This window comes from Streptomyces amakusaensis, assembly GCF_039532665.1.
Taxonomy (GTDB): Bacteria; Actinomycetota; Actinomycetes; order Streptomycetales; family Streptomycetaceae; genus Streptomyces; species Streptomyces amakusaensis.
Genome location: NZ_BAAASB010000011.1, coordinates 242677 through 262419, shown reverse-complemented (window position 1 = coordinate 262419; position 19743 = coordinate 242677). Strand labels below are relative to the sequence as shown.

At 69.8% G+C, this 19743-nt stretch carries 22 protein-coding genes and 1 pseudogene; 15 read left to right on the top strand and 8 right to left on the bottom strand.

All coding sequences use genetic code 11. From position 1 onward, the window contains the following. Positions 1–23: 23 nt before the first annotated feature. From ABD371_RS21165 to ABD371_RS21155, 3 genes are all read left to right on the top strand, one after another. Positions 24–842: a purine-nucleoside phosphorylase gene (locus ABD371_RS21165; protein WP_344479238.1), complete on the top strand. Its 819-nt coding sequence runs from the start codon at positions 24–26 to the stop codon at positions 840–842. Between the two features lie 89 nt (positions 843–931). Beyond that, positions 932–2602, top strand: coding sequence for a phospho-sugar mutase (locus ABD371_RS21160; RefSeq protein WP_344479128.1), 1671 nt, complete (start codon positions 932–934; stop codon positions 2600–2602). Positions 2603–2753: 151 nt separating this feature from the next. Continuing rightward, positions 2754–3965 (top strand): hypothetical protein, encoded by a 1212-nt coding sequence (locus tag ABD371_RS21155; protein ID WP_344479127.1) that lies wholly within the window; start codon positions 2754–2756, stop codon positions 3963–3965. A gap of 7 nt (positions 3966–3972) precedes the next feature. Here ABD371_RS21155 and ABD371_RS21150 read toward each other — a convergent pair whose 3' ends face one another. Further along, positions 3973–4587, bottom strand: coding sequence for a PH domain-containing protein (locus tag ABD371_RS21150; protein WP_344479125.1), 615 nt, complete (start codon positions 4585–4587; stop codon positions 3973–3975). A 156-nt stretch (positions 4588–4743) separates the two neighbouring features. Here ABD371_RS21150 and ABD371_RS21145 point away from each other — a divergent pair, with 156 nt between their 5' ends. Continuing rightward, positions 4744–5154 carry a hypothetical protein gene (locus ABD371_RS21145; protein ID WP_344479123.1) on the top strand — a complete coding sequence of 137 codons (411 nt, stop codon included), beginning with the start codon at positions 4744–4746 and terminating at the stop codon, positions 5152–5154. Positions 5155–5494: 340 nt separating this feature from the next. Here the strand turns inward: ABD371_RS21145 and ABD371_RS21140 are convergent, their stop codons facing one another. Then, complete coding sequence (locus ABD371_RS21140) at positions 5495–6715, bottom strand: helix-turn-helix domain-containing protein (RefSeq protein ID WP_344479121.1); 1221 nt, start codon at positions 6713–6715, stop codon at positions 5495–5497. A gap of 186 nt (positions 6716–6901) precedes the next feature. Between ABD371_RS21140 and amcB the strand changes: the two genes are divergently transcribed. The 4 genes from amcB (at position 6902) to ABD371_RS21120 (ending at position 9649) form a co-directional block, all read left to right on the top strand. After that, positions 6902–8020, top strand: a complete 1119-nt coding sequence (amcB, locus tag ABD371_RS21135; protein ID WP_344479120.1) for a cyclophane-forming radical SAM peptide maturase AmcB — start codon at positions 6902–6904, stop codon at positions 8018–8020. Next, entirely contained in the window at positions 7998–8183 is a 186-nt protein-coding gene (gene amcA, locus ABD371_RS21130) for a multiple cyclophane-containing RiPP AmcA (RefSeq protein WP_344479118.1), read from the top strand. Before amcB ends, amcA begins: the two co-directional genes overlap by 23 nt. Before the next feature lie 61 nt (positions 8184–8244). Further along, entirely contained in the window at positions 8245–8919 is a 675-nt protein-coding gene (locus tag ABD371_RS21125) for a pentapeptide repeat-containing protein (RefSeq protein ID WP_344479117.1), read from the top strand. Between the two features lie 13 nt (positions 8920–8932). Then, on the top strand, positions 8933–9649 hold the full coding sequence (locus ABD371_RS21120) for a hypothetical protein (RefSeq protein WP_344479115.1): 717 nt from the start codon (positions 8933–8935) through the stop codon (positions 9647–9649). Positions 9650–9750: 101 nt separating this feature from the next. Here ABD371_RS21120 and ABD371_RS21115 read toward each other — a convergent pair whose 3' ends face one another. Together ABD371_RS21115 and ABD371_RS21110 are read right to left on the bottom strand one after the other, a co-directional pair. Then, the gene (locus tag ABD371_RS21115; protein ID WP_344479114.1) at positions 9751–9954 is read right to left on the bottom strand and encodes a DUF397 domain-containing protein; all 204 of its coding nucleotides are present in this window, start codon (positions 9952–9954) and stop codon (positions 9751–9753) included. Continuing rightward, positions 9954–10793, bottom strand: coding sequence for a helix-turn-helix domain-containing protein (locus ABD371_RS21110; RefSeq protein WP_344479112.1), 840 nt, complete (start codon positions 10791–10793; stop codon positions 9954–9956). Before ABD371_RS21110 ends, ABD371_RS21115 begins: the two co-directional genes overlap by 1 nt. A 108-nt stretch (positions 10794–10901) precedes the next feature. On the opposite strand from ABD371_RS21110, the gene ABD371_RS21105 reads away from it, so the two are divergent. The 3 genes from ABD371_RS21105 to ABD371_RS21095 all read left to right on the top strand — a co-directional run bounded on the left by ABD371_RS21105 (position 10902) and on the right by ABD371_RS21095 (position 13896). After that, the gene (locus tag ABD371_RS21105) at positions 10902–11174 is read left to right on the top strand and encodes a hypothetical protein (protein ID WP_344479111.1); all 273 of its coding nucleotides are present in this window, start codon (positions 10902–10904) and stop codon (positions 11172–11174) included. Between the two features lie 1151 nt (positions 11175–12325). After that, entirely contained in the window at positions 12326–12979 is a 654-nt protein-coding gene (locus ABD371_RS21100) for a hypothetical protein (protein WP_344479109.1), read from the top strand. A gap of 92 nt (positions 12980–13071) precedes the next feature. Beyond that, positions 13072–13896: a hypothetical protein gene (locus ABD371_RS21095; protein WP_344479108.1), complete on the top strand. Its 825-nt coding sequence runs from the start codon at positions 13072–13074 to the stop codon at positions 13894–13896. Here ABD371_RS21095 and ABD371_RS21090 read toward each other — a convergent pair. Further along, positions 13893–14749: pseudogene (locus ABD371_RS21090) on the bottom strand (rRNA adenine N-6-methyltransferase family protein). The gene ABD371_RS21095 and the pseudogene ABD371_RS21090 overlap by 4 nt on opposite strands. 231 nt (positions 14750–14980) lie before the next feature. On the opposite strand from ABD371_RS21090, the gene ABD371_RS21085 reads away from it, so the two are divergent. From ABD371_RS21085 to ABD371_RS21070, 4 genes are all read left to right on the top strand, one after another. Next, positions 14981–15517: an RICIN domain-containing protein gene (locus tag ABD371_RS21085; RefSeq protein WP_344479107.1), complete on the top strand. Its 537-nt coding sequence runs from the start codon at positions 14981–14983 to the stop codon at positions 15515–15517. Positions 15518–15686: 169 nt separating this feature from the next. Next, positions 15687–16256 (top strand): DUF4240 domain-containing protein, encoded by a 570-nt coding sequence (locus ABD371_RS21080; RefSeq protein ID WP_344479106.1) that lies wholly within the window; start codon positions 15687–15689, stop codon positions 16254–16256. 70 nt (positions 16257–16326) lie between these two features. Beyond that, positions 16327–16659: a type II toxin-antitoxin system PemK/MazF family toxin gene (locus ABD371_RS21075; RefSeq protein ID WP_344479105.1), complete on the top strand. Its 333-nt coding sequence runs from the start codon at positions 16327–16329 to the stop codon at positions 16657–16659. A gap of 227 nt (positions 16660–16886) precedes the next feature. After that, complete coding sequence (locus ABD371_RS21070) at positions 16887–17036, top strand: hypothetical protein (protein WP_344479103.1); 150 nt, start codon at positions 16887–16889, stop codon at positions 17034–17036. Positions 17037–17075: 39 nt separating this feature from the next. Here ABD371_RS21070 and ABD371_RS21065 read toward each other — a convergent pair whose 3' ends face one another. From ABD371_RS21065 to ABD371_RS21055, 3 genes are all read right to left on the bottom strand, one after another. Continuing rightward, positions 17076–17477, bottom strand: a complete 402-nt coding sequence (locus ABD371_RS21065) for a hypothetical protein (protein ID WP_344479102.1) — start codon at positions 17475–17477, stop codon at positions 17076–17078. A 150-nt stretch (positions 17478–17627) separates the two neighbouring features. Beyond that, a complete protein-coding gene (locus tag ABD371_RS21060; RefSeq protein ID WP_344479100.1) occupies positions 17628–18194 on the bottom strand; it encodes a GNAT family N-acetyltransferase in 567 nt (188 codons plus the stop codon). A 22-nt stretch (positions 18195–18216) separates the two neighbouring features. Then, positions 18217–19584 (bottom strand): NsdA family TPR-like regulatory protein, encoded by a 1368-nt coding sequence (locus ABD371_RS21055; protein ID WP_344479099.1) that lies wholly within the window; start codon positions 19582–19584, stop codon positions 18217–18219. Positions 19585–19743 lie beyond the last annotated feature (159 nt).

Sequence of the window (19743 nt, the reverse complement as noted above, 5' to 3'; positions counted from 1 at the left end):
CCCTCATTCGCGTGAACGCACATGTGAATCCGGACCTCGACGGCGCTACCGCCGACCCCCACCAGACGGCCGGTGCCGCCGCCGCGCGACTGCGCGAGCTGACCGGTGCCGAGACCCATGACGTAGCCCTGGTGATGGGCTCCGGCTGGGCGCCCGCAGCGGACGCGCTCGGCGCGCCCGAAGCCGAGTTCCCGGTCACGGAACTGCCCGGCTTCCCGCCGCCCGCCGTCCAGGGCCACGGCGGCACGGTCCGCTCGTACCGCATCGGCGACAAGCGCGCCCTGCTCTTCCTGGGCCGTACCCACTTCTACGAGGGCCGCGGCGTCGCCGCCGTCTCCCACGGAGTGCGCACCGCCGTCGCCGCGGGCTGCAAGACCATCGTCCTGACCAACGGCTGCGGCGGTCTGCGCGAGGGCATGCGCCCCGGCCAGCCGGTGCTGATCAGCGACCACATCAACCTCACCGCGACCTCGCCGATCGTGGGCGCGAACTTCGTCGACCTCACCGACCTGTACTCGCCGCGGCTGCGCGCGCTGTGCAAGGAGGTCGACCCCTCCCTCGAAGAGGGCGTGTACGTCCAGTTCCCCGGCCCGCACTACGAGACCCCTGCCGAGATCAACATGGTGCGGGTCCTCGGCGGCGACCTCGTCGGCATGTCCACCGTGCTGGAGGCCATCGCGGCACGCGAGGCGGGCGCGGAGGTGCTCGGCATCTCCCTCGTCACCAATCTGGCCGCCGGCATGTCGGGCGAGCCGCTCAACCACGAGGAAGTCCTCCAGGCCGGCCGCGACTCGGCCTCCCGGATGGGCGAGCTGCTGACCAGGGTCCTGGCGCGGCTCTGAGCCACCGAGACCGCGCCGGGCGGACCGCACAGGCCCGCCCGGCGCGGTCTTCCCCCCTGCCCGGACGACCTCGGGGCATCTTGGAACACATGGACACGAGAGGCGGAGCGATCGTGCAGCAGGACCTCATCACGCGGGCCCGGGCGTGGCTGGCGGAGGACCCCGACCCGGAGACGCGGGACGAACTCGGCGAGCTGATCGAGGCCGGGGACCACGCCGAGCTGACCGCCCGGTTCAGCGGAACGCTCCAGTTCGGCACCGCCGGGCTCCGGGGCGAGCTGGGCGCGGGCCCCATGCGGATGAACCGCGCCGTGGTGATCCGCGCCGCCGCCGGTCTCGCCGCGTACCTCAAGGCCCAGGGGCAGGGCGACGGCCTCGTCGTCGTGGGCTACGACGCCCGCCACAAGTCGGCCGACTTCGCCCTCGACACCGCCGCGGTCATGGTCGGCGCGGGGCTGCGCGCCGCCGTCCTGCCGCGCCCGCTGCCCACCCCCGTCCTGGCCTTCGCCATAAGGCGGCTCGGGGCCGTGGCCGGGGTCGAGGTCACCGCCAGCCACAATCCGCCGCGCGACAACGGCTACAAGGTCTACCTCGGCGACGGCTCGCAGATCGTGCCGCCCGCCGACGCGGAGATCGCCGCCGAGATCGCCGCGATCGCCGCGCTGGCCGACGTACCCCGCGCCGGCTCCGGCTGGGAGACCCTCGACGAGACCGTCCTGGACGCCTACCTCGCCCGTACGGACGCCGTGCTGACCCCCGGCTCCCCGCGCACGGCCGAGGTCGTCTACACCGCCATGCACGGCGTCGGCAAGGACGTCCTCCTGGCCACCTTCGCCCGCGCCGGCTTCCCCGCCCCCACCCTGGTGGCCGAGCAGGCCGAGCCCGACCCCGAATTCCCCACGGTCGCCTTCCCCAACCCGGAGGAGCCGGGCGCGATGGACCTCGCGTTCGCCACCGCCCGCCGCGCCCGCCCCGACATCGTCATCGCCAACGACCCCGACGCGGACCGCTGCGCCGTCGCCGTCCCGGACGGAGACGGCGGCGACTGGCGCATGCTCCGCGGCGACGAGGTCGGCGCGCTGCTCGCCGCCCATCTGGTCCGCACCGGCGCGCGCGGCACCTTCGCCGAGTCGATCGTCTCCTCCTCCCTCCTCGGCCGGATCGCCGAGTCGGCGGGCCTGCGGTACGAGGAGACCCTCACCGGCTTCAAGTGGATCGCCCGCGTCGAGGGCCTGCGGTACGGCTACGAGGAGGCGCTCGGCTACTGCGTCGACCCCGAGGGCGTCCGCGACAAGGACGGCATCACGGCGGCGCTCCTCGTCGCCGAGCTGGCGTCCGTCCTCAAGGAGGAGGGCCGCACCCTCACCGACCTCCTCGACGATCTCGCCGTCGAGCACGGTCTGCACGCCACCGACCAGCTCTCGGTCCGCGTCGAGGACCTCGGCGTGATCGCCGACGCGATGAGGGCGCTGCGCACCCGCCCGCCCGAGTCCCTCGCCGGGCTCACCGTCACCGGCTCGGAGGACCTCAGCCTCGGCAGCGAGGCGCTCCCGCCCACCGACGGGCTGCGCTACCACCTGGACGGCTCCTACCAGGCCCGGGTGATCGTCCGCCCGAGCGGCACCGAGCCCAAGCTCAAGTGCTACCTGGAGGTCGTCGTCCCGGTCTCCGACGCGAGCGGGCTCCCCGCCGCCCGCGAGCGCGCGGCCGAGACCCTGGCGGCGCTCAAGCGCGATCTGGCGGCGGCCGCCGGCATCTGACCCGCCCGGGGTTCCCCGTACGACGGGAAATCGCTCACCGGCCCCCGTACGGGTGAATCTCGTACGGGGGCCGGTCTGCGCGCTCCGCCGCCCGGCACGGCCGGGCAAAGGTGGCCGGGTAGTCCCTGCCGACCACCAGGAGCACCAGCCGTTGTCCCCCGCCGCGACCGCCCACGCCTTCGTCCCCGCCTCCCGCCGCCCCCCGGCCCCGGGAGGCGGCGGCGCTCCCGGGCCCCCCGGCCTCCTCCTGGCCGCCCTGCGACGCGCCTGGCCCGCCCTGACGGCCTATCTCGCCGTACGGCTCTGCGGGCTGCTGGCCGTCGCCGCGCTGGCCCGCGCCAAGGGCCACGGCGTGTGGCCGACCCTCGCGGCCTCCTGGGATTCGAACTGGTACCTGGGCATCGCCGCCGACGGCTACACCGACTCCCTCGGCACCCGCGTCAACGACAACAACCTCGCCTTCTTCCCCCTCTACCCCCTGCTCGTACGCGCCCTCTCCCCCCTCGCCCCCGGCTCCCCCGCCTCTGCGGGCCTGCTGCTCGCCATCTGCTGCTCGTTCGTCGCCGCCTGGGGCGTCTTCGCGGTCGGCGACCGGCTCCACGGCCGCCGGGTCGGCACCCTGCTCGCCGTGGTGTGGGGCGCGCTGCCCGTCGCCGTCGTGCAGTGGATGGGCTACACCGAGTCCCTCTTCACCGCGCTCTGCGCCTGGTCGCTGTACGCGGTCCTCACCGGCCACTGGTTGTGGGCCGGGGCCCTGGCCTCCCTGGCCGGACTCACCCGCCCCACCGGCATCGCGATCGCGGCGGCTGTGACCTGCGCCGCCCTCCTCGCCTGCCGTCGCCTGCCGCGCGGACCCCTCCGGGCGGCGGCCGTGACGAGTGCGGTGATCGCCCCGCTGGGGTGGCTGGGGTTCGTCGCGTGGGTGGGGCTGCGGCTCGGCCGGATCGACGGCTACTTCGCCGTCCAGCGCCTCTGGAAGAACGAGTGGGACGGCGGCCTCGCCACCCTCCTTGAACTGCGCCAGCAGTTCCTCTACACCAGCCGCCCGCCGCTCTTCGTCCTGCTCGTCTCAGCGGTACTCATCGTCTCGGCCGTGCTCTTCCTGCTCTGCCTGGCCGACCGCCAGCCGCTGCCCCTGCTCATCTTCACCGGGGTGCTGCTGCTCGTCGTCCTGGGCAGCGCGGGCGTCTACTTCCCCCGCGCCCGCTTCCTGCTCCCCGGCTTCCCCCTGCTGCTGCCCATCGCCCGGGGCCTGGCCCGGGCCCGCCGCCCTGCGACGGTCGCGGTGCTGCTGGGCGCGGGTGTCCTGCTGTCCGCCTGGGCGGGGGCCCACATGCTGCTGGTGTGGGACGGGCCGCCGTAGCCGTCCGCTATCCGATGGCGAGCAGCACCACAAGCAGCACCAGCCCGACGGCCGCGGGCGCGGCCAGCTCGTACGCCCAGCGCGTCCGCACCTCCCCCTGCGCCCCAGGACTGTCGGCATTCACCTCTGCGAGCAGCCGCATATCCCGAATCGCCTGATCCGCCTGCGGCGTCTTCACCTGAATGTCCGACCCGTCCCCCCGCCTCGGCCGTTCCTTCCTCGCCTGCTGCCGCGCCGCCCGCTTGCGCTGCCTCAGCGACACCGGCACGGCCCACAGCTGATACTTCTCGCCGTCCTTCGTGAAGATCTCACTGGAGTACCCGGCCCGGACGTCCTCCACCACCGCCCACGGCAGCACAACCGTCCTCAGCGGATTCCGCACCCGCACCCGGTCGTCGTTCACGAACACCGCCGGCCTCAGCGTGAACGCGACAATCAACGGCACCGCCAGCAGCAGCACCGCCACCGCGAACCACGGCGTCCGTCCGTCCCCCCGTACAGCGGCGTCGATCCCCAGCCACACCGTCAGGCCGAGCAGCAGTACGCCACCCGCCATCCCAGCGGGCGAACGGAACACCCGATCGGCGTACACGGGCTTCGCGGGCGGCTTCGAGCTGGTCATACCCCCGATTCTGCCCCACCCGGCAAACCCCCCGCTCCCCGGGCACGGCACTCCCGCCGCATGGGCGCGTCCCGGCCCGGGAAGACAGAGACCAGCGTGATCTGTCCGTCCCCACTCCTAGACTGGCCGGGCCGCCACGAGAGGAAAAGACCACCCATGCGCCCGCAGAGATTCCAGGCATTCGTCATCGACCTGGCCAAGAACAACCCCACCGCGACCAAGGTGCAGACGCTCGCCGAGGCGGGGGACACCAAGACTCCCGGTGGCGTCGCCATCACCACTGCGGCAGGTGTCTCGCGATGGGGCATCGTGGGCCAGCTTCCCGACGGCGCGAAGCACGACGGTTTCGAGGACGCTCCTGTCAACGGGGATCCAGTCGCTCCCGGGGATGCACCCCAGGCGACGGATGCCCCGGAGGCATGGCTGGCGGCACTCCTCGCCCAGTCCCAGTCGCCCGAGATCGCGAGCATCGAGCGCTGGTCGACCCGAGAGGAAGCCCGACCGGACTACTTCGGGCTGACCGTCCGGTTCCACAACACCGCGAGAGTCTTCGTCCGGCTCCTCTGACCCACCCCACCCTGGCGGAAGCAGTCGCACCACCCAGTTGGCATCACCTCACGAAGGAGAGTCCTGGAATGGAATGCACCTGCACGAATCCCGGCAGCCGATTCGACCCGGGCCTGTGCCCCGGGTCCTGTCCTGCCTGCGGTGCCATCGTCGGCTCCCCGCCAGGCTCGCCCACGACGATCCACCAGGGCCCGGACGGCTCGACCTGCTCCGGCTCGAACCAGCCCGCGACCTGATCAGAAGCCATCCGCCCTGTCCGGACGGGGCTCAGCTGTAGCAGACCGAGCCCCGCCGACCCGGGAAACGGGGCCGGCGGGGCTCGGGGCGTGAGCTTCCAGGGTCAGTCCAGCGCTGCCAGGGCGTCGAACAGCGCTCGGCCCTCGGAGGCCCTGCGGCGCATCAGCATCCCCGCCACTCTGTGCAGCTCTTCCCACGCGTGAGGGCGGCCGATCTCGGAGGCATCGGTGATCACACCCAGGGAAGTGGACAGCGCGGCCTCCGCCTCCCCGGCACCTGCGTACGCGTGGGCCAGGCACGCCCCGTACCAGGCCCGGTCCCTGCGGAAGGAAGGAGCGAAGCCCGCCAGCCCTGTCACCAGGTTTTCGGCCGCGCTCGACCATTCCTTCAAGTGCAGGTCGGCCATACCGCGCTGCGCGGCGAACCACGACTCACCGTAGAAGTAGAGCCACGGTGGCACGTCCGACGCCGCTGCGATGATCTGCTGTGCCTCGTCCAACCTGCGGTACGCGTCACCGGCATCGCCTTCGAGAGCATGCCCACGTCCGGCCATCTGGACAGCCATGGCCCTCGTGGCCTCGCTCGCTCCCGTCGTTGACGCCGCGGCCTCACCCAGCCGAACGCACCGCCGCCCCTGGCCCCGCGACCACGCCAGATGCGCCTTCATGCTCATGGTGGTGGCCGCCATGTCGCCATACCCGGATTCCAGCGCCCAGTCGTAGGACCGGTCGAACCATCCCAGCGCCACAGGGGCGTTGTCCTGGTCCTGCGCCATCCAAGCGAGGAACTGTGCGTACTCGGCGAGTAGCTTGACCACGCGGTCCGCCAGAGGACCCCGGGCCTGGTCGTAGAGGGTGGCGACTTCCTCGAACTGAGCGGTTACGAGCGGCGCGATCGTGCGTGAGCCCATGGTGTCCTCCGCCCGGCGATGCGCGGCCAGTAAGGCGTCCATCGCGTCCAAGGAGGCGATGTCCAGGCGCAGACCGCCCTTCTTCACGGCAATCAGCCTCTCCGCGTCCGTCTCCGACACCACACCGGGCAGCACGAGCGAGGGCAGGGGAAGTTCCTCGTGCCGGATGCCCAGCAATTCGAGGGGGATGCCAAGGCCGTGAACGATCCGCTGGCGCACCTCGATCGACGTCACCTTACGCCGCCGGTTCTCGATCGCGGAGATGTCCGGCTGCGCCAGGCCCACGAGGGAACCAAGCTTGCTCTGGCTGCTACGAGTCAGCCTGCGCCACGTCTTCAACAGCGCCGACCAGTCCTCCGTCGCCACAGCGGCGCGCAGTTCAGGGTGTGCCCACACGTTCGGCTCCGGCTCCATCCTCGAAATATAGGACGGCCCTATAGGACGCCGCAGTGGCCTCAGAATTCCGGGGCCGCCAAGGTGGTCACCGCACCACTTCGGAGCAAAAACGACTTCGGTCAGTGGCTCCCGCTCGCAGCGGGCCGTAGGCCCGTCCCCCGGCACACCTGCGCCCTGCCGCGCCCTCAGTCGGAGAGGAGCACGATGCATACTCAGCTCGCCCGCACCCCCGGTTCAGTGATCATGCAGCCGACCACGCAGTGCCTGCCTATGGACTGCACGTACTGCTACCTGCCGTTCCGCAAGATGAAGCACCTCATGCCGGTGGCGGTCGCCAAAGCCGTTGCCGACCCCGTCAACGAGTGGGCCATGGCGAACCCGGGTTTCGAGGTCGTGTGGCACGGCGGGGAACCGCTCGCAGCCGGGCGAGAGCATCTAGCCACCCTCATGGCGCCTTTTGGGGACGTAAAGCACTCCATACAGACCAACGCGGCCCTGATTGATGACGCGTGGTGCGAGTTCCTGCTGAAGCGCCAAGTCCGCGTGGGTGTCAGCATCGACGGGCCCGAGGACATGAACACCCACCGCCTCACCCTCGCCGGCCGTCCGGGGTTCCGCGTCATCATGCGCGGTGTAGAGCGCTTACGACGCCACGGGATACCGTTCTCCGCCATCGCGGTCGTCTCCGACTCGGACCTGACCCCGGACAGGGCAGGTCGCTTCTACGACTTCTTCGCCAACCTGGGTGTGACCACCCTCGGCGTCAATGTCGAAGAGGAGGAAGGGGTCAACCTGGGTGTCAAGCACGCCGACCCCGCACGGGCAGCGGAATTCTGGACCACCCTCGTGGATGCTTGGCGGGCGAATCCAGTCATCCGGCTGCGCGAGGTGGACCGCGTACTCAACTTCGCCGGCGCTGTCCTGGGCAGCCACATCACAGCCCCGACGCCGGCCTCGGCTCCCTGGGACCCCATGCCCACCGTTGCCCACGACGGCGGTGTGGTCATGCTGTCCCCGGAGTTGGCCGGGTTTACCGACAGCCGCTTCGGCGACTTCACCACCGGCAATGTGCTCCACACCGGCCTGGATGTCCTTGTGGCCGAGGCTGAGGACCGCACTCCCTGGATCACCGAGTTCTGGAACGGCGTGGAAGCCTGCCGCTCCTCCTGCCCCACCTTCGCGTTCTGTGGAGGCGCGCATGCGGCCAATCGGTACTTCGAGCACGACGGCCGGTTCGACGGCACCCGGACCCGGTACTGCACAACCGCCAAGATCGCCCTATTCGAAGGAGTTACGCGACATGTCCGTGAACATCGCCCCTGACGCCGTCGCACTCGTGATGGAGTCGGCTCCGGGATTCGCGTCCCTTCTGGAGGCCGCACCGGCCCAGCACATTGCTGGCACGTTCGACAACCAGCCGACATGGGACAACCCCACGCCCGTGTTCGACAACCGTCCCACCTGGGACAACTGGAAGAAGAAGTAGCCCGGACGGGGTGGCCCGGCAGCGACAGCGGGCCACCCCGGCACCATGTTGAAGGAGCACCATGGCCAGCCGTACCTTCGGCCGCGTCACCGTGACCACCCCTGCCCTTGATGAGCCCGGCCTGTACCTGTCGGTGGTCGATTCGCTGGACAGCCCTCGCGGCGTCGTCCAGGACTTCACGTACGGAGACGTGGACCTACGCTCGCTCAGCCTCACCGGCATCCAGCTCATTACCGGCAGAGTCAGCGACGTCCGTGCCAAGCAAGTCGAGTTCGACACGTTGAATCTTCACGGCGTCGAGATCACCAGCAGTGATCTGGGTTCGGTCCGCTGGAGCCGGAGCAAGCTCACCCGGGTCCACTTCCGCGACTGCAAGCTCATGGGCACCGCGCTGGACGACGTGGTCCTGGACGACGTGCTGTTCGAGAAGTGTCGTTTCGACTACGGCAGTTTCGAGAAGGTACGTGCCACCGGCTCCGTCGTCTTTGTCGGCTGCGTCTTCACCGAGGCCGCGTTCACCGACTGCGACCTGTCCGACGCTGTGTTCTCGGACTGCGGGCTCAGGCTGACCGATTTCGGCGGCGGCCGCTATCGGGACACCGATCTCCGAGGCAACGATCTCTCGCAGATCCGGGGCGTCGCCAACCTGGTCAAGGTCCGCATCGACCCCAGTCAGCAGACGGACCTTGCCCAGGCTCTTGTGGACGAGCTGAGCATCTCCATCGGAGACGCCTGACAAGGAGGACCACGTGCCCCTGCACCTCGCGTTCAACGACCTTGACGCCCTGCGTGAGCGGTGCGAGACGGCCACGGTCCGCACAGCAAAGCAGGACCCTGCATACGAGGAGGGGTCCGTAGTCCCGTCCGGTCTGTGGCAGCCACTCACTGAAGCGGACGGCCTCTCGCTGGCTGTCCGGTCCGGGACATCGGCCGCCATGCTTGTGGAGATCGTTCGTCCACCCGCTCCGAGCAAGGGGGACCTGGAGCATCTGGCAAGGCCACTGGGCGACGACGAGGCGCAGTACCTCGGGCAGGCCCTCTCCAAGCCTCACAGCGTCACGACGACGGAGAACTACCAGGACGGCCGCCTGATCGGCCTGCACCTCGACAACTGGGACAAGCTGATCTACAAGCAGAAGCCCCGAGGCCGACGCCGTCTTGCCCTGAACCTGGGACCGGGTACCCGATACATGCTCGTCGGCACACTCGACGCACAGGCCGTGTGCCGAGCCGTACACCCCGAGGACTACACGCACCGATACCCCTCCACCGACGACTACCGAAAGCACGTAGCCGCCGGACAGCCGGTCCGCGTCCATCGCATCCGCCTCGCGCCCGGAGAGGGGTACATCGCCCCCACCGAGTACCTCCTGCACGACGGCTCCACCGAAGGACAGGACCACCCCTCAGCCGCCGCATTCTGGCTCGGCCGCTGGGCGGCAGGGACCTTGCCGTCCTTGGTCTAGGCCCGGTGGGGTGCACTCCCACTCCTCGCGGATGATGCCGTGGACGACCGAGCCCCGCCGACCCGGGAAACGGGGCCGGCGGGGCTCGGGGCTGTGTGGTCCTACAGCTCGGCGGACCGGGCGAGGGCGATCAGCCCGGTCCAGGCGGAAGGGCTGACCATCAGGGACGGGCCGGTCGGACGCTTGCTGTCCCGGACCGGGACGACACCGGAAGCGGACGCGTGCTCGGGGGCCCACTCGACGCACGCCCCGCCGTTGTTGCTGTATGAAGACTTGATCCAGTTGAGGGGTTCGATCGTGGTCATCACGGGGTGCCCTTTCGTACCTCATTGATCATGGCCACAGAATCCGCCTGCGGAAGCGCATGCTTCTGGAGCTGATAGTAGGCCGAAAGTATGGGCCCCACGAAGCGGTTGTCCCGCTCAAGGTGCCCCCGGTGGGCGCTCTCTGCGTAGGAAACAATCGAGCGGTCCGGCAGCGTCAGAACGTAGAGCGGCAGGTCGAACGGACGGCGCTCTCCCATGCTGAACGGAGCGATCTGCAACATCGCGTTCGGCTGTTCCGCGAACTCAAGCAACCGGTCCAACTGTGCGCCCATCACCGCAGGTCCCCCGACGGACCGACGGATACAGCCTTCGTCCAGCACCACAAAGATCAGCGGCGTCGGAGTCCGAGCAAGCGCCGCTTGCCGCTTCGCGGTCACATCGGTTCGTTCCTTCGCCTGGCCCTCCGTGATCGCTCCTCGCCCGACATACGCGTCTGCCAGCACTGCCGCGTACTCCGGCGTCTGAAGAAGCCCCGGTATGACACCGACCTCGTACAACCGGATCTCCACGGCCCGGCTCTCGTACCCAACGAACCCCGGAAACCCTTCCAGCAGCGCGCCGTACTTCATCCCCAACCACTCGCGCTCGAAAGACTCTTCGGTTCCCGCGAGCCCTAAAACCACATCAACGGCGCGACAAAACGGCAAAGTCGCAACCTTCAGAGCAGTTTCCACGTGTGAAACCTGCGTCGGCGAATACCCCATCCGCTCACCCAGCTCACGCTGCTTCCAGTCGCGCTGTTCCCGCTCACGACGGAGACGTGCCCCTAACGCCGCCTGCAGACTGGCGTCGGGGTTCAATTCCTTCCGGTTTGCCATGGGCGTTTCCCCCAACTTTGTTTGCCAATTTGCCGAGTTGAACCACTCTCGACTCTAAGCCACGCTAATGGCCCTCGGCAGGGGATTCGCTACGGAAAGGATTCACCGGTGTCTGGCACGAATGTTCCCCCGAACAAACAGACAGCTCCGGACCTCAAGGCCGCGCACGGGGGCCGCCTCACCGTCGGAGACATCGCGTACGACACCGAGCGCAGGACCCTCGGCGTCCTCATGGCCGAGTACGGAACCCTCTACTTCCCCCGCCCCCTCACCGGCGGCCGGGAATGGGACGTCGCCAAGGAGAAAGTCCACCCCGCCACCACCACCGACCAGCCCTCCCCGGCCGCCGCCGAGACCAACGCCAACAGCCTCCGCCCCTGATCCCCTCAAGCCTCTCTGGCCGCACACCAGGGAAGGGGAGGGTGCCCCCGCACCCTCCGGCCCCGGCCGTCCATTCCCCCGCCACGGCCGGGGCCATCCACCCCAGAAACAGGAGCCCCAGTGCCAAGCCGTACTCCAGCGGAGAAAGCGGCGGCGCGGAATCGCGTCATCGCCGAGCGGAACACTGTCATTGCCCGCTACACCCGGGGCGACTCTCTGAAAGTCATCGCCCGTGCCTACGACGTCCACACCCCTTGGCTCGCGGCCCGCCTGACCCGCTGGGGTGTCCAGGTCCGTACGCACGCGCACGCGACCTCCCACACCCACGTACACAGGGACGGCAGCACCGGAGCCGTAACGGCGATCCGCTGCCCGGACGCCCGCTGCGGACGAATCGCCGGTCCCACTTCACTGTGAGGCGGTAGTGGGAGGGGGGTCGTTCTTCCGCAAGTGGGCGTCCGGGGCCCGCACCCAGCTACCCCCGCACACGCGGGGCCGATCCACGATGACCGTCCCGCGCAATGCCGAAGAGCGGGCTACCCCCGCACACGCGGGGCCGATGTCCGCGTACCCGGAGATCGCGTGGGCGAGCGCGGGCTACCCCCGCACACGCGGGGCCGATAAGGTCTTGGCGATGTCGAGGCGCTCGCCCGGCGGGCTACCCCCGCACACGCGGGGCCGATACTTCCCGACCTGCGGCGTTGCCGCGCGATCATGCCGCTTTTCTTCACCTGCCCCAGAGGGCGACCGCAGGCACCCCCCACCGCCACAGGGCACCCCTGGAGCACCGTACCCGTCGGCACGGGTGGATACGCCGCCGAGTAGAGACCTACAACATAGGGGCGAAAGGTGCGTAAGAGGAGATGAACGGAGAGAGCAGCACCATCCGGATGATCTCGCTCCGAACCCATCGCCGGAGTGCGTGAAGCCTCACAGAAGCGACAGAGCAGAAAGCCCCATTCCATCCCATTTATCGCGACCAAAGTGGTCAACTATCGCAATCCTGATGATGCATGATTTGTCGTAGGCAGACACGACACCTCCGTGCGAGCAGCGTCCGGAGCGGGTGAGGGGAACCTCCTGCCGACCATGACCATCGGCCCGGAAATGACCGTTCCGGGCCGTATTTCTCAAGAGATTGACTCAGCATCATGCGCACTTTGCTCGTCGCCGTCACGGCGTCGTCCGCGATAGCCCTGTCCGCCTCCACCTCCACGGCGGCCCCCGTGGAGAACACGGAGCGGATCACGGCCGCCTCGGCGGCCGACCCGGCTGTCCCGGGCACGACCGACCCGACCGACCCGGCAGTCCCTGAGGGGGAGACTGACGAGGTCGAGGGCGGCGTCGAAGGGGGCCCGGTCGCGGGCGGGGCCGGTGAGGAGCCCGACGATCCCACGGATGGGCCGGCGGCACGGAACAAGAAGAAGAACCCCTCGGCCGGCCTGTTCTACAGCAACGGGGATTACGTCCACATCTCCAAGACCACTCCGCGCGCCGCGTCGGGGCACGGCTGGTGGTTCAAGGTGAACGGACCGGGCGAGAAGGCCAAGGTCACCGTCCAGCTTCAGGCGTACGACACCACGGCCAAGAAGTGGAAGACGGTCGCGACCGGCCATGAGACGGTCAAGCCGAGCAAGAATATGCGGAGCGCCCCCAGCTCGCACCGAGCCAGCGCCCGCAAGGCGTGCAAGGGCATGAAGAAGGTGCAGTGGCGCAGCGTGGTCGACGTGGACATCATCAGTGTCAACGACAGCCCGGAGAAGGCCACCACCCCGGCGCGCACCCTGGAGTGCGGGGCCTTCTGAGCGGCGCTCCGGCGGCCGGTTGAGTCCGTTCCGGCCGCCGGACCCCTGTCCGCCCACTGAGTCGCCGCACCGCCCCGAAGGAGACCGTCACGATGGAAGCCTCACTGGCCACCCCCATGATCATGGGGATCCACGGGGTGCTCACCCTGCACCCCTGGATCCGCCGGCAGTACGCGGAGGGCACCCTCGACGAGGATGTGTTCAGCCTGGTCGCCACCCGGGCCACCGCCTACGGCTGGCTCGGCTCCACTGAACCGGTCCCCGTCGGCGTCCGCTGGGGCCACAACGACGCGGACGGCGACTGGGAGCAGGACGGGCGGATCCGCGAACTGGGCTGGATGCAGATCGACGTCGGCGACACCCCCTCCGGCCAGCGGCTGCCCGTGCTCCCCGCCGCCACCGTCCTCGGCGAGGGCCTGGCCCGGGTGGGACGGCTCGACTTCACCGGGCTGCACACCGTGGCCCCGCTGCGGCTCGCGGGCGACAGCCGCCTCGACCTCCTGGAAGCGGCAGGCTGGTTCGGCCTCGGCGACCCCGAGGCCGAGTCCGCCTTCACCATGACCGTGGCCGGGACCGAGCCTGCGGGGATCCCGGGCCTGGCGTCCGCGCTCCTCGACGGCGTACGGGAACGGGCCCGGGACCTGCTCACCATCGAGCCCCTGGAGCCGCCGGCCCCGGACGCCCCGGCCCTGACCCCTGCCACCCAGCCCGGCCTGGCCCACCCGCCCTCCGGGGGCCCCGACGCCGGACTGGCACAGATGACCTCGGGCCGGACCTTCCGCTGCACCGCCCGGGAATGGTCCCTGGACCTGGCCTCCTGGGTGACCGAGATGGCCATCGACGCCCTGCGGGAGACCGGCCTCACCCAGCCCGTCGCCATCGCGGTGTCACGTACTGGCCCGGCCGGGCCCCGCTAGACCGGGAGCTGCCAGTTCGGCCCCTCGGGCGAGCCGATCCATACGGTCTGCTCGAAGGGGGTGGCCGTCATTCCGAACCCTGTCAGGTCGGGTGCTCCCTCGTTCCTCCAGAGGCGGAGAGCGTCTTCGACCTGATCCCACAGACGGAGCGGTCCGTGCTGGTGCACGGTCCACTCTCTGCCGTCGGGCTCGGTCCACGCCTGTGAACCGGTCGCCACGTCACGGAGAACGATGCCCGAGCCGGTGGCCATCAGTTCGGCGGAGGGCGCGGCGAGCTGGGCGACGAACCGCCCTGCCCACTCCTCCAGAAGCGCGGGGTCCAGGTGTGTGTGGCGGGTGGTGCCCTGCTGCGGGAAGAAGACCGGGGACGGGGGCCGCTCGTGCGGACGGGCGAGCATGTAGGTGACGGCATCGCCGGTGAACCGGCCGTTGGCCACCCCCTCGTCGTCCAGGGCGAGGCGGCACTCGCCGCGAGGCCGGAGTCGTACTCGACGCTGACGACGTTCGCGGCCCCGAGCCTGTGGCACAGGATCGCGGTGGAGTAGCCGGTGCCGGTGCCCACTTCGAGGACCCTCTGCCCGGGACGGAGTTCCGCCACCTGCGCGGTGCGCACCACCAGAGAGGGGAGCGTGGCCGACGAGGTGGGGCTGCCGGAAACCGGGCTCGTGACGTCGGCGGCGTTCCGCCCCTCCACCTGGGTGACCCACGTCGTGTCGGCGTAGACCATCCGCAGCCACTCTTCCTCTCCGGCCGCACCTACGACGTACACGCACCGTGGCTCGCCGCCCGCCTCACCCGCTGGGGCATCCCCGTCCGCACCCACGCGCACACCACCTCCCACACCCACGTACACAGGGACAGCAGGACCGGAGCCGTAACGTCCATCCGCTGCCCGGACTCCCGCTGCGGGCGAGCCGCTGTCACAGGCACCCGAATCCTCGGGTGATCCGGTTCCGGCGCGGCGGCGGAGTGGCCGGATCGGATGACCGGATCGGCGTTCTGTACACCGCGATCGCGGGATCCCTACGGTGAAGGCGGATCGGACCGTGCTGGACATCCTGAGACTGGTGAAGGGGAGAGCGGTATGCCGAGGATCCGCGACCGTGAAGCGACGTTCGACATCCCGGACGGGGATGTGTTCATCCACCTGGCCGGACAGCCCAACCTGGTGTGGGATCTGGCCGGTGCCTCCCAGCAGGCGGGTGGGAGGGCGCTGTTGTGGCCGCGCCACGGTGGTGCCAACCAGCGGTGGCGGGTGACCGTTTTCGATGACGAGAACCAGTTCTACACCTGGTTCCGGATCACCAATGTGCACAGCGGCATGGCCCTGGTCCACCAGGAGGCGAGCAATACCTTCGTCCAGCAGCCCCTGGCCCAGGACGGCTGGTCACAAATCTGGGCCGCGGGCTACCCCGGCTTCACCGGTTCGAGTTTCGACCCCGCCAGGCCCGCCCAGCCCCATCCCACCGGCTCCGACGGCATCCGCCTGCGCTACAAGGGAAGCTCCAGCCTCGGTGGCGTCATCACCGTCGCCGCCCCCGAGGCATCGGGCACCAACCTGTCCTCCACCGACCGCTGGGACAACTTCGAAACCGGCTGGAAGTTCGTCGCCGCCTCCTGACCCTGTGCGCACCCTGGGGTGCGGGCCTTCCGGGCAGCGCCCGGGCCACCCTCGTGCACCCCAACGCCGCCGGCCATGGGCGCATGGCCGTTGTCCGGCGGCGAGCTGGCCAGGCACCGACTGTGCCGCAGACGTGGGGTTTTGAAGCGGCTGGCATACTCAGGCCGTGATGGACGTCGAGCAGTTCTGGGCCCTGATGGACGAGGCATGCGCCGAGGTTGACGCGCTGGAACTGGACTTCGACGACCGGCGCGACGCGATCGAGCGCGCGTGCGAGGAGCGGCTTGTGAGCCGCACGCCTGCCGAGATCGTCCAGTACTCCCTGCGTCAGTGGCAGCTGCGCGACCATGCTTACCGGTACGACCTGTGGGCAGCGGCGTTCCTCATCGAAGGCTGGTGGTCCGACGACGGGTTCATGGACTTCCGTGAGGGTCTCATCTCGCTCGGCCGGCACTGGTACGAGCGCGCGCTCGCCGATCCGGACTCTCTCGCCGACCATCCGGCTGTGCGGGACGGCGGGGACGTGCTCATCGGGAACGAGGACTTCAACCAGGTGGCCCACCGGGCCTACCAACGTCTCACCGGTGAGGCGGACGGGCTCAACGAGGCGCTGGAGGCTTCCCCGGAAGCCGGCCCCCTCAGCGCCATTACCGAGCCGTCCGGAGTTCGGTGGGACGTCGCCGACGGCGATGAGATGCGTCGCCGCCTGCCACGCCTCGCCGGAATCTTTCTGGACTGAATACTCCGGCGAGGCCGGTGCGGACAAGGGTGCGGCGACGCAGGCGCGCCGTCCCGTATCAGGAGGACATGTGCGACGTGGCGAAGTCTGGTGGGCGGATTTCAACGAGCAGCGGGCGGTCGTACTGCTGTCGGGAGAAGAGGCGTCCGGCTTCTTGGCGATGCAGGTCGTCGCTCCCGCGGGCACCGATCTCAGCGGGGTGGCCGTCGAGGTGGCGATAGGTGCCCCCGAAGGGCTGCCTCTCGAAGGCGTCCTGAGGGTCGCGCTTCCACGTCCCGACCTCATCCCTTGCACGTGGCTGGTCACCCTGGCCAGGGAAGACCTGATCGGGCGGGTGGGCGTCCTGCCGTCCGCGAAGCTCGGCGAGATCGAGGACGCCCTTCGTCTCGGTGGACTCGACTAGGGCCTGTCGTGCGAGGACGGCGCACGTACCGCCGTCGCGACGAGCCCTCGCGCGGCATCGGGCCATCCCCCGAATCCCGGCGGGCGGGAAGCCGTCGCCCTCGCACCGCCGGAACGAGCCGACCGTACGGCCACGGCCACGGCCGCCGTGTTCACCCTGCACCCCTGGATCCGCCGGGAGTACGCGGAGGGCACCCACGAAGAGGATGTGTTCGGCGACTGGCCCGGATGACCTCGGGCCGGACCTTCCGCCGCACCGCCCGGGAGTGGTCGCTGGACCTGGCGTCCTGGGTGACCGAGATGGTCATCGACACGCTGTGGGAGACAGGGCTGAAGCAGCCCGTCGCCATCGCGGTGTCACGGCCTCCACAGGGCTGACCCGCCGTGGGCGGGATCCCGGCTCTGCGCGACGGCCGGTCAGTCGAGCGCGCGGCGCAGCGCCTGGATGACGTTCACCTCCGGGTGGACGCGGGGGATCTCCCGGACGGCCTGCTCGATGAGGAGTTCCAGGATTCCGGGTGCCGCGCCGTGCATGACCTGCCGCAGATAGGTGTCGAGGTCGGCCGGGGAGACGGGCAGCTCCAGCTCGGCCGTGAAAGGGATGCCGTCGGACTTGTACCGGGCCGGGGGGAGTCCGACCTTCTCGGGGTGTACGCACACGGGCACGCCGTCGGCCGTGTAGCGGTGGCCGTCGGCCGGGTCGAACGGGCAGTCGGCGGAGGGCCGCTCGAACACGTCGAACTCGCCGAGGGGGAGGCGGCGCGAGGGGCGGCTGCCGCACGATCGGTGGTTGCCGCCGGTGACGAGAGCGTCAGCCATGGGTGGCACGGCAGTGGCCGCTCGCAGGTGCGGTGACCGCGTCGACCGGGGGTTCGGACCGGCCCCGAACAGGGTGGAGAGCGTGCCCGGGGCCCGGTGGCCGCAGGCCGGCCGGTCCCCGGAGCACGCGTCCCCGCCGCCCCGGTCCGCTCATCCGTTGTGGGCCTTGCGGCCCGCCTCCCACTCCTCGTGGAGGATTCCGTAGACGATGGAGTCGCGCCATTCGCCGCGTACCTGGACATGGCCCCGGATGCGGCCCTCCTCGGTCATCCCGGCCGCGAGGAGGATGCGTTCCGAGTCGGTGTTCAGGGGGGCGCGGGCGGCCCATACGCGGTGGAGGCCGAGGTCGTCGAAGGCGAGGGAAAGCATCAGGCGGACGGTTTCCCGGCCGTATCCGACGCCCCAGGAACCCGGGTTGACGGCGAAGCCGATGGTCGCGGCGAGGGGTTGGTGGGGGTCGAGGGCGAGGCGGGCGAAGCCGATCAGTTCGGTGCTGGTGCGTTCGACGACGGCGAGGGCGTATTCGTCGCGTGGGGTGTGGGTGGCCGAGACGATGGAGCGGGAGACGATGCCTTCGACCTCTTCCCGGGAGCGGGGGGTGAAGCTGAGATGGCGGGTGGCCTCGGCGCTGCCGTAGATGGCGAGGACGGCGTCTATGTCGTCGGCGGCCAGTTCACGGAGGCTGAGGCGTGCGTCGTCACGCGTGACCGGATACATGTTCGGGACCCTATCCCCGGCCCTAACTCGGCATGGCGAGAGTCGGACGACTGCTGAACGCGGCGATCTCCTCCCGGAGTTCCCGTGCGGTGAGCGCCTCGCGCACCGAGCCCTGGGAGAGCGAGGCCCGCACCCGCTGGACCGAGCCGATGATGCCGGCGTTGCGCTGCCCGGGGGGCAGGTCCAGGACGGGCTGTACGGCTTCCACCGCGCCGTCGAGGTCGCCGGTGTAGAGGCGGGCGAGCGCGAGGTCGGACTGTACGCCGGCCTGGTCGCCGAAGGCCCAGTGCGGGTGGTCGGGGTCACTGAAGCCGAGGGCCGCCTCCTCGGCGCGGCGCACCAGGCCGGCGTCGCCGTGGCCCAGCAGGACGGAGGCCTCGACGCTGTAGTAGGCCTGCCTGATCTGGGGGAAGAGGAAGTTTCCGCCCAGGGCGTCGAGATCGTCGGGGCGGCAGCGTTCCCTGAGGACCTCCGCGCGCCGGTTCGCGGAGAGGACGGTCTCGGCGTCGCCGAGGAGGGCCGCGGCCCGGGCCTCCAGGCCCGCGAGCCAGACGGTGACGCTGCCCCGGAGCCCGGCGGCGGCGGACACGCCCTTGCGGGCGTAGTGGACCGCGTCCTCGGGGCGGTCGGCCCAGTAGGAGATCAGGGACTGGAGCCCGCGGATCCAGGCGCTCATCCCCACGTGCTCGGCCTGGGCGGAGCAGACCGCGGCGGTGCGGGCCTGCATCATCGCCGACTGGGGGTCGCCGAGATCATGGCTGGCCTTGGCGAGCATTCCGGACTCAAGGGCGGCCAGAAAGTACAGATCCCGGGTCTGGGACGGCCTGGCCTGACCGCTCTCCAGCATGCGAAAGGTTTCGTCTTGAATATTTGTCAGATCATCCAAAATCGTGCCCAGCGGAACGCGGATATAAATTCCGGCGATACGACGAACCTCGTCCTGAAGGTGCTCCAGGGTCTCCTGCCCCACCTCGTTCCGTTCCGCCCCCATGGCGAATCGGATCGCGCGTCGTGCGGCCATAGCTGTATGCCTTCCCATCCAGTCCAAATCCGCGCCAGGATCGGCGAGGGGTTCGCTGACCGGCGCAACCGCCCCCGGCTCCCGGATCGGCAGTACAGATGCCCCCGGCATCTGCGCCTGCGCCTCGGCCAGAAGCTGAGTGATCGGCCGCCCGAACAGCTGCGCAAGAACTCGCCGGGCGTCGTTCTGCGGGGTGACCTTTCCGAAGTACCAGCGCTCGAAAGTGCTTTCCGAGAGGGTGAGCGTCGCCAGCGAGGAATCCCCGGTTTCCCTGGCCAGCCCCTGGGCGGCGACCCGGTACTGATGAGCGAAGGTCTTGTATTCGTTCCAGCCCTGCTGGTCGATCAGAACACGCAGAAGTGTGACCATCATTCTCCCCTCTGCGGTGCGTCCGGCGCGTCGGCAAGACACTACGACCGCGTCCGCTCAATTTTGCTTGCGCAGAGATGAATCATTCGATCTGACCCAACTCTGACGACACTCTGACCAGATCGCATCCCCCCAACCATCCGCATATGAGCGGCATCT

What these genes read in the sequence shown, in the direction of transcription:
- ABD371_RS21060 (WP_344479100.1), bottom strand. Translation starts at nt 18,194, where the DNA reads ATGTATCCGGTCACGCGTGACGACGCACGCCTCAGCCTCCGTGAACTG.
- ABD371_RS21110 (WP_344479112.1), bottom strand. Translation starts at nt 10,793, where the DNA reads ATGGCAAACCGGAAGGAATTGAACCCCGACGCCAGTCTGCAGGCGGCG.
- ABD371_RS21115 (WP_344479114.1), bottom strand. Translation starts at nt 9,954, where the DNA reads ATGACCACGATCGAACCCCTCAACTGGATCAAGTCTTCATACAGCAAC.
- ABD371_RS21145 (WP_344479123.1), top strand. Translation starts at nt 4,744, where the DNA reads ATGCGCCCGCAGAGATTCCAGGCATTCGTCATCGACCTGGCCAAGAAC.
- ABD371_RS21140 (WP_344479121.1), bottom strand. Translation starts at nt 6,715, where the DNA reads ATGGAGCCGGAGCCGAACGTGTGGGCACACCCTGAACTGCGCGCCGCT.
- ABD371_RS21070 (WP_344479103.1), top strand. Translation starts at nt 16,887, where the DNA reads ATGACCTCGGGCCGGACCTTCCGCCGCACCGCCCGGGAGTGGTCGCTG.
- ABD371_RS21080 (WP_344479106.1), top strand. Translation starts at nt 15,687, where the DNA reads ATGGACGTCGAGCAGTTCTGGGCCCTGATGGACGAGGCATGCGCCGAG.
- ABD371_RS21160 (WP_344479128.1), top strand. Translation starts at nt 932, where the DNA reads ATGGACACGAGAGGCGGAGCGATCGTGCAGCAGGACCTCATCACGCGG.
- amcA (WP_344479118.1), top strand. Translation starts at nt 7,998, where the DNA reads ATGTCCGTGAACATCGCCCCTGACGCCGTCGCACTCGTGATGGAGTCG.
- ABD371_RS21055 (WP_344479099.1), bottom strand. Translation starts at nt 19,584, where the DNA reads ATGGTCACACTTCTGCGTGTTCTGATCGACCAGCAGGGCTGGAACGAA.
- ABD371_RS21065 (WP_344479102.1), bottom strand. Translation starts at nt 17,477, where the DNA reads ATGGCTGACGCTCTCGTCACCGGCGGCAACCACCGATCGTGCGGCAGC.
- ABD371_RS21100 (WP_344479109.1), top strand. Translation starts at nt 12,326, where the DNA reads ATGCGCACTTTGCTCGTCGCCGTCACGGCGTCGTCCGCGATAGCCCTG.
- ABD371_RS21150 (WP_344479125.1), bottom strand. Translation starts at nt 4,587, where the DNA reads ATGACCAGCTCGAAGCCGCCCGCGAAGCCCGTGTACGCCGATCGGGTG.
- ABD371_RS21085 (WP_344479107.1), top strand. Translation starts at nt 14,981, where the DNA reads ATGCCGAGGATCCGCGACCGTGAAGCGACGTTCGACATCCCGGACGGG.
- ABD371_RS21125 (WP_344479117.1), top strand. Translation starts at nt 8,245, where the DNA reads ATGGCCAGCCGTACCTTCGGCCGCGTCACCGTGACCACCCCTGCCCTT.
- ABD371_RS21095 (WP_344479108.1), top strand. Translation starts at nt 13,072, where the DNA reads ATGGAAGCCTCACTGGCCACCCCCATGATCATGGGGATCCACGGGGTG.
- amcB (WP_344479120.1), top strand. Translation starts at nt 6,902, where the DNA reads ATGCATACTCAGCTCGCCCGCACCCCCGGTTCAGTGATCATGCAGCCG.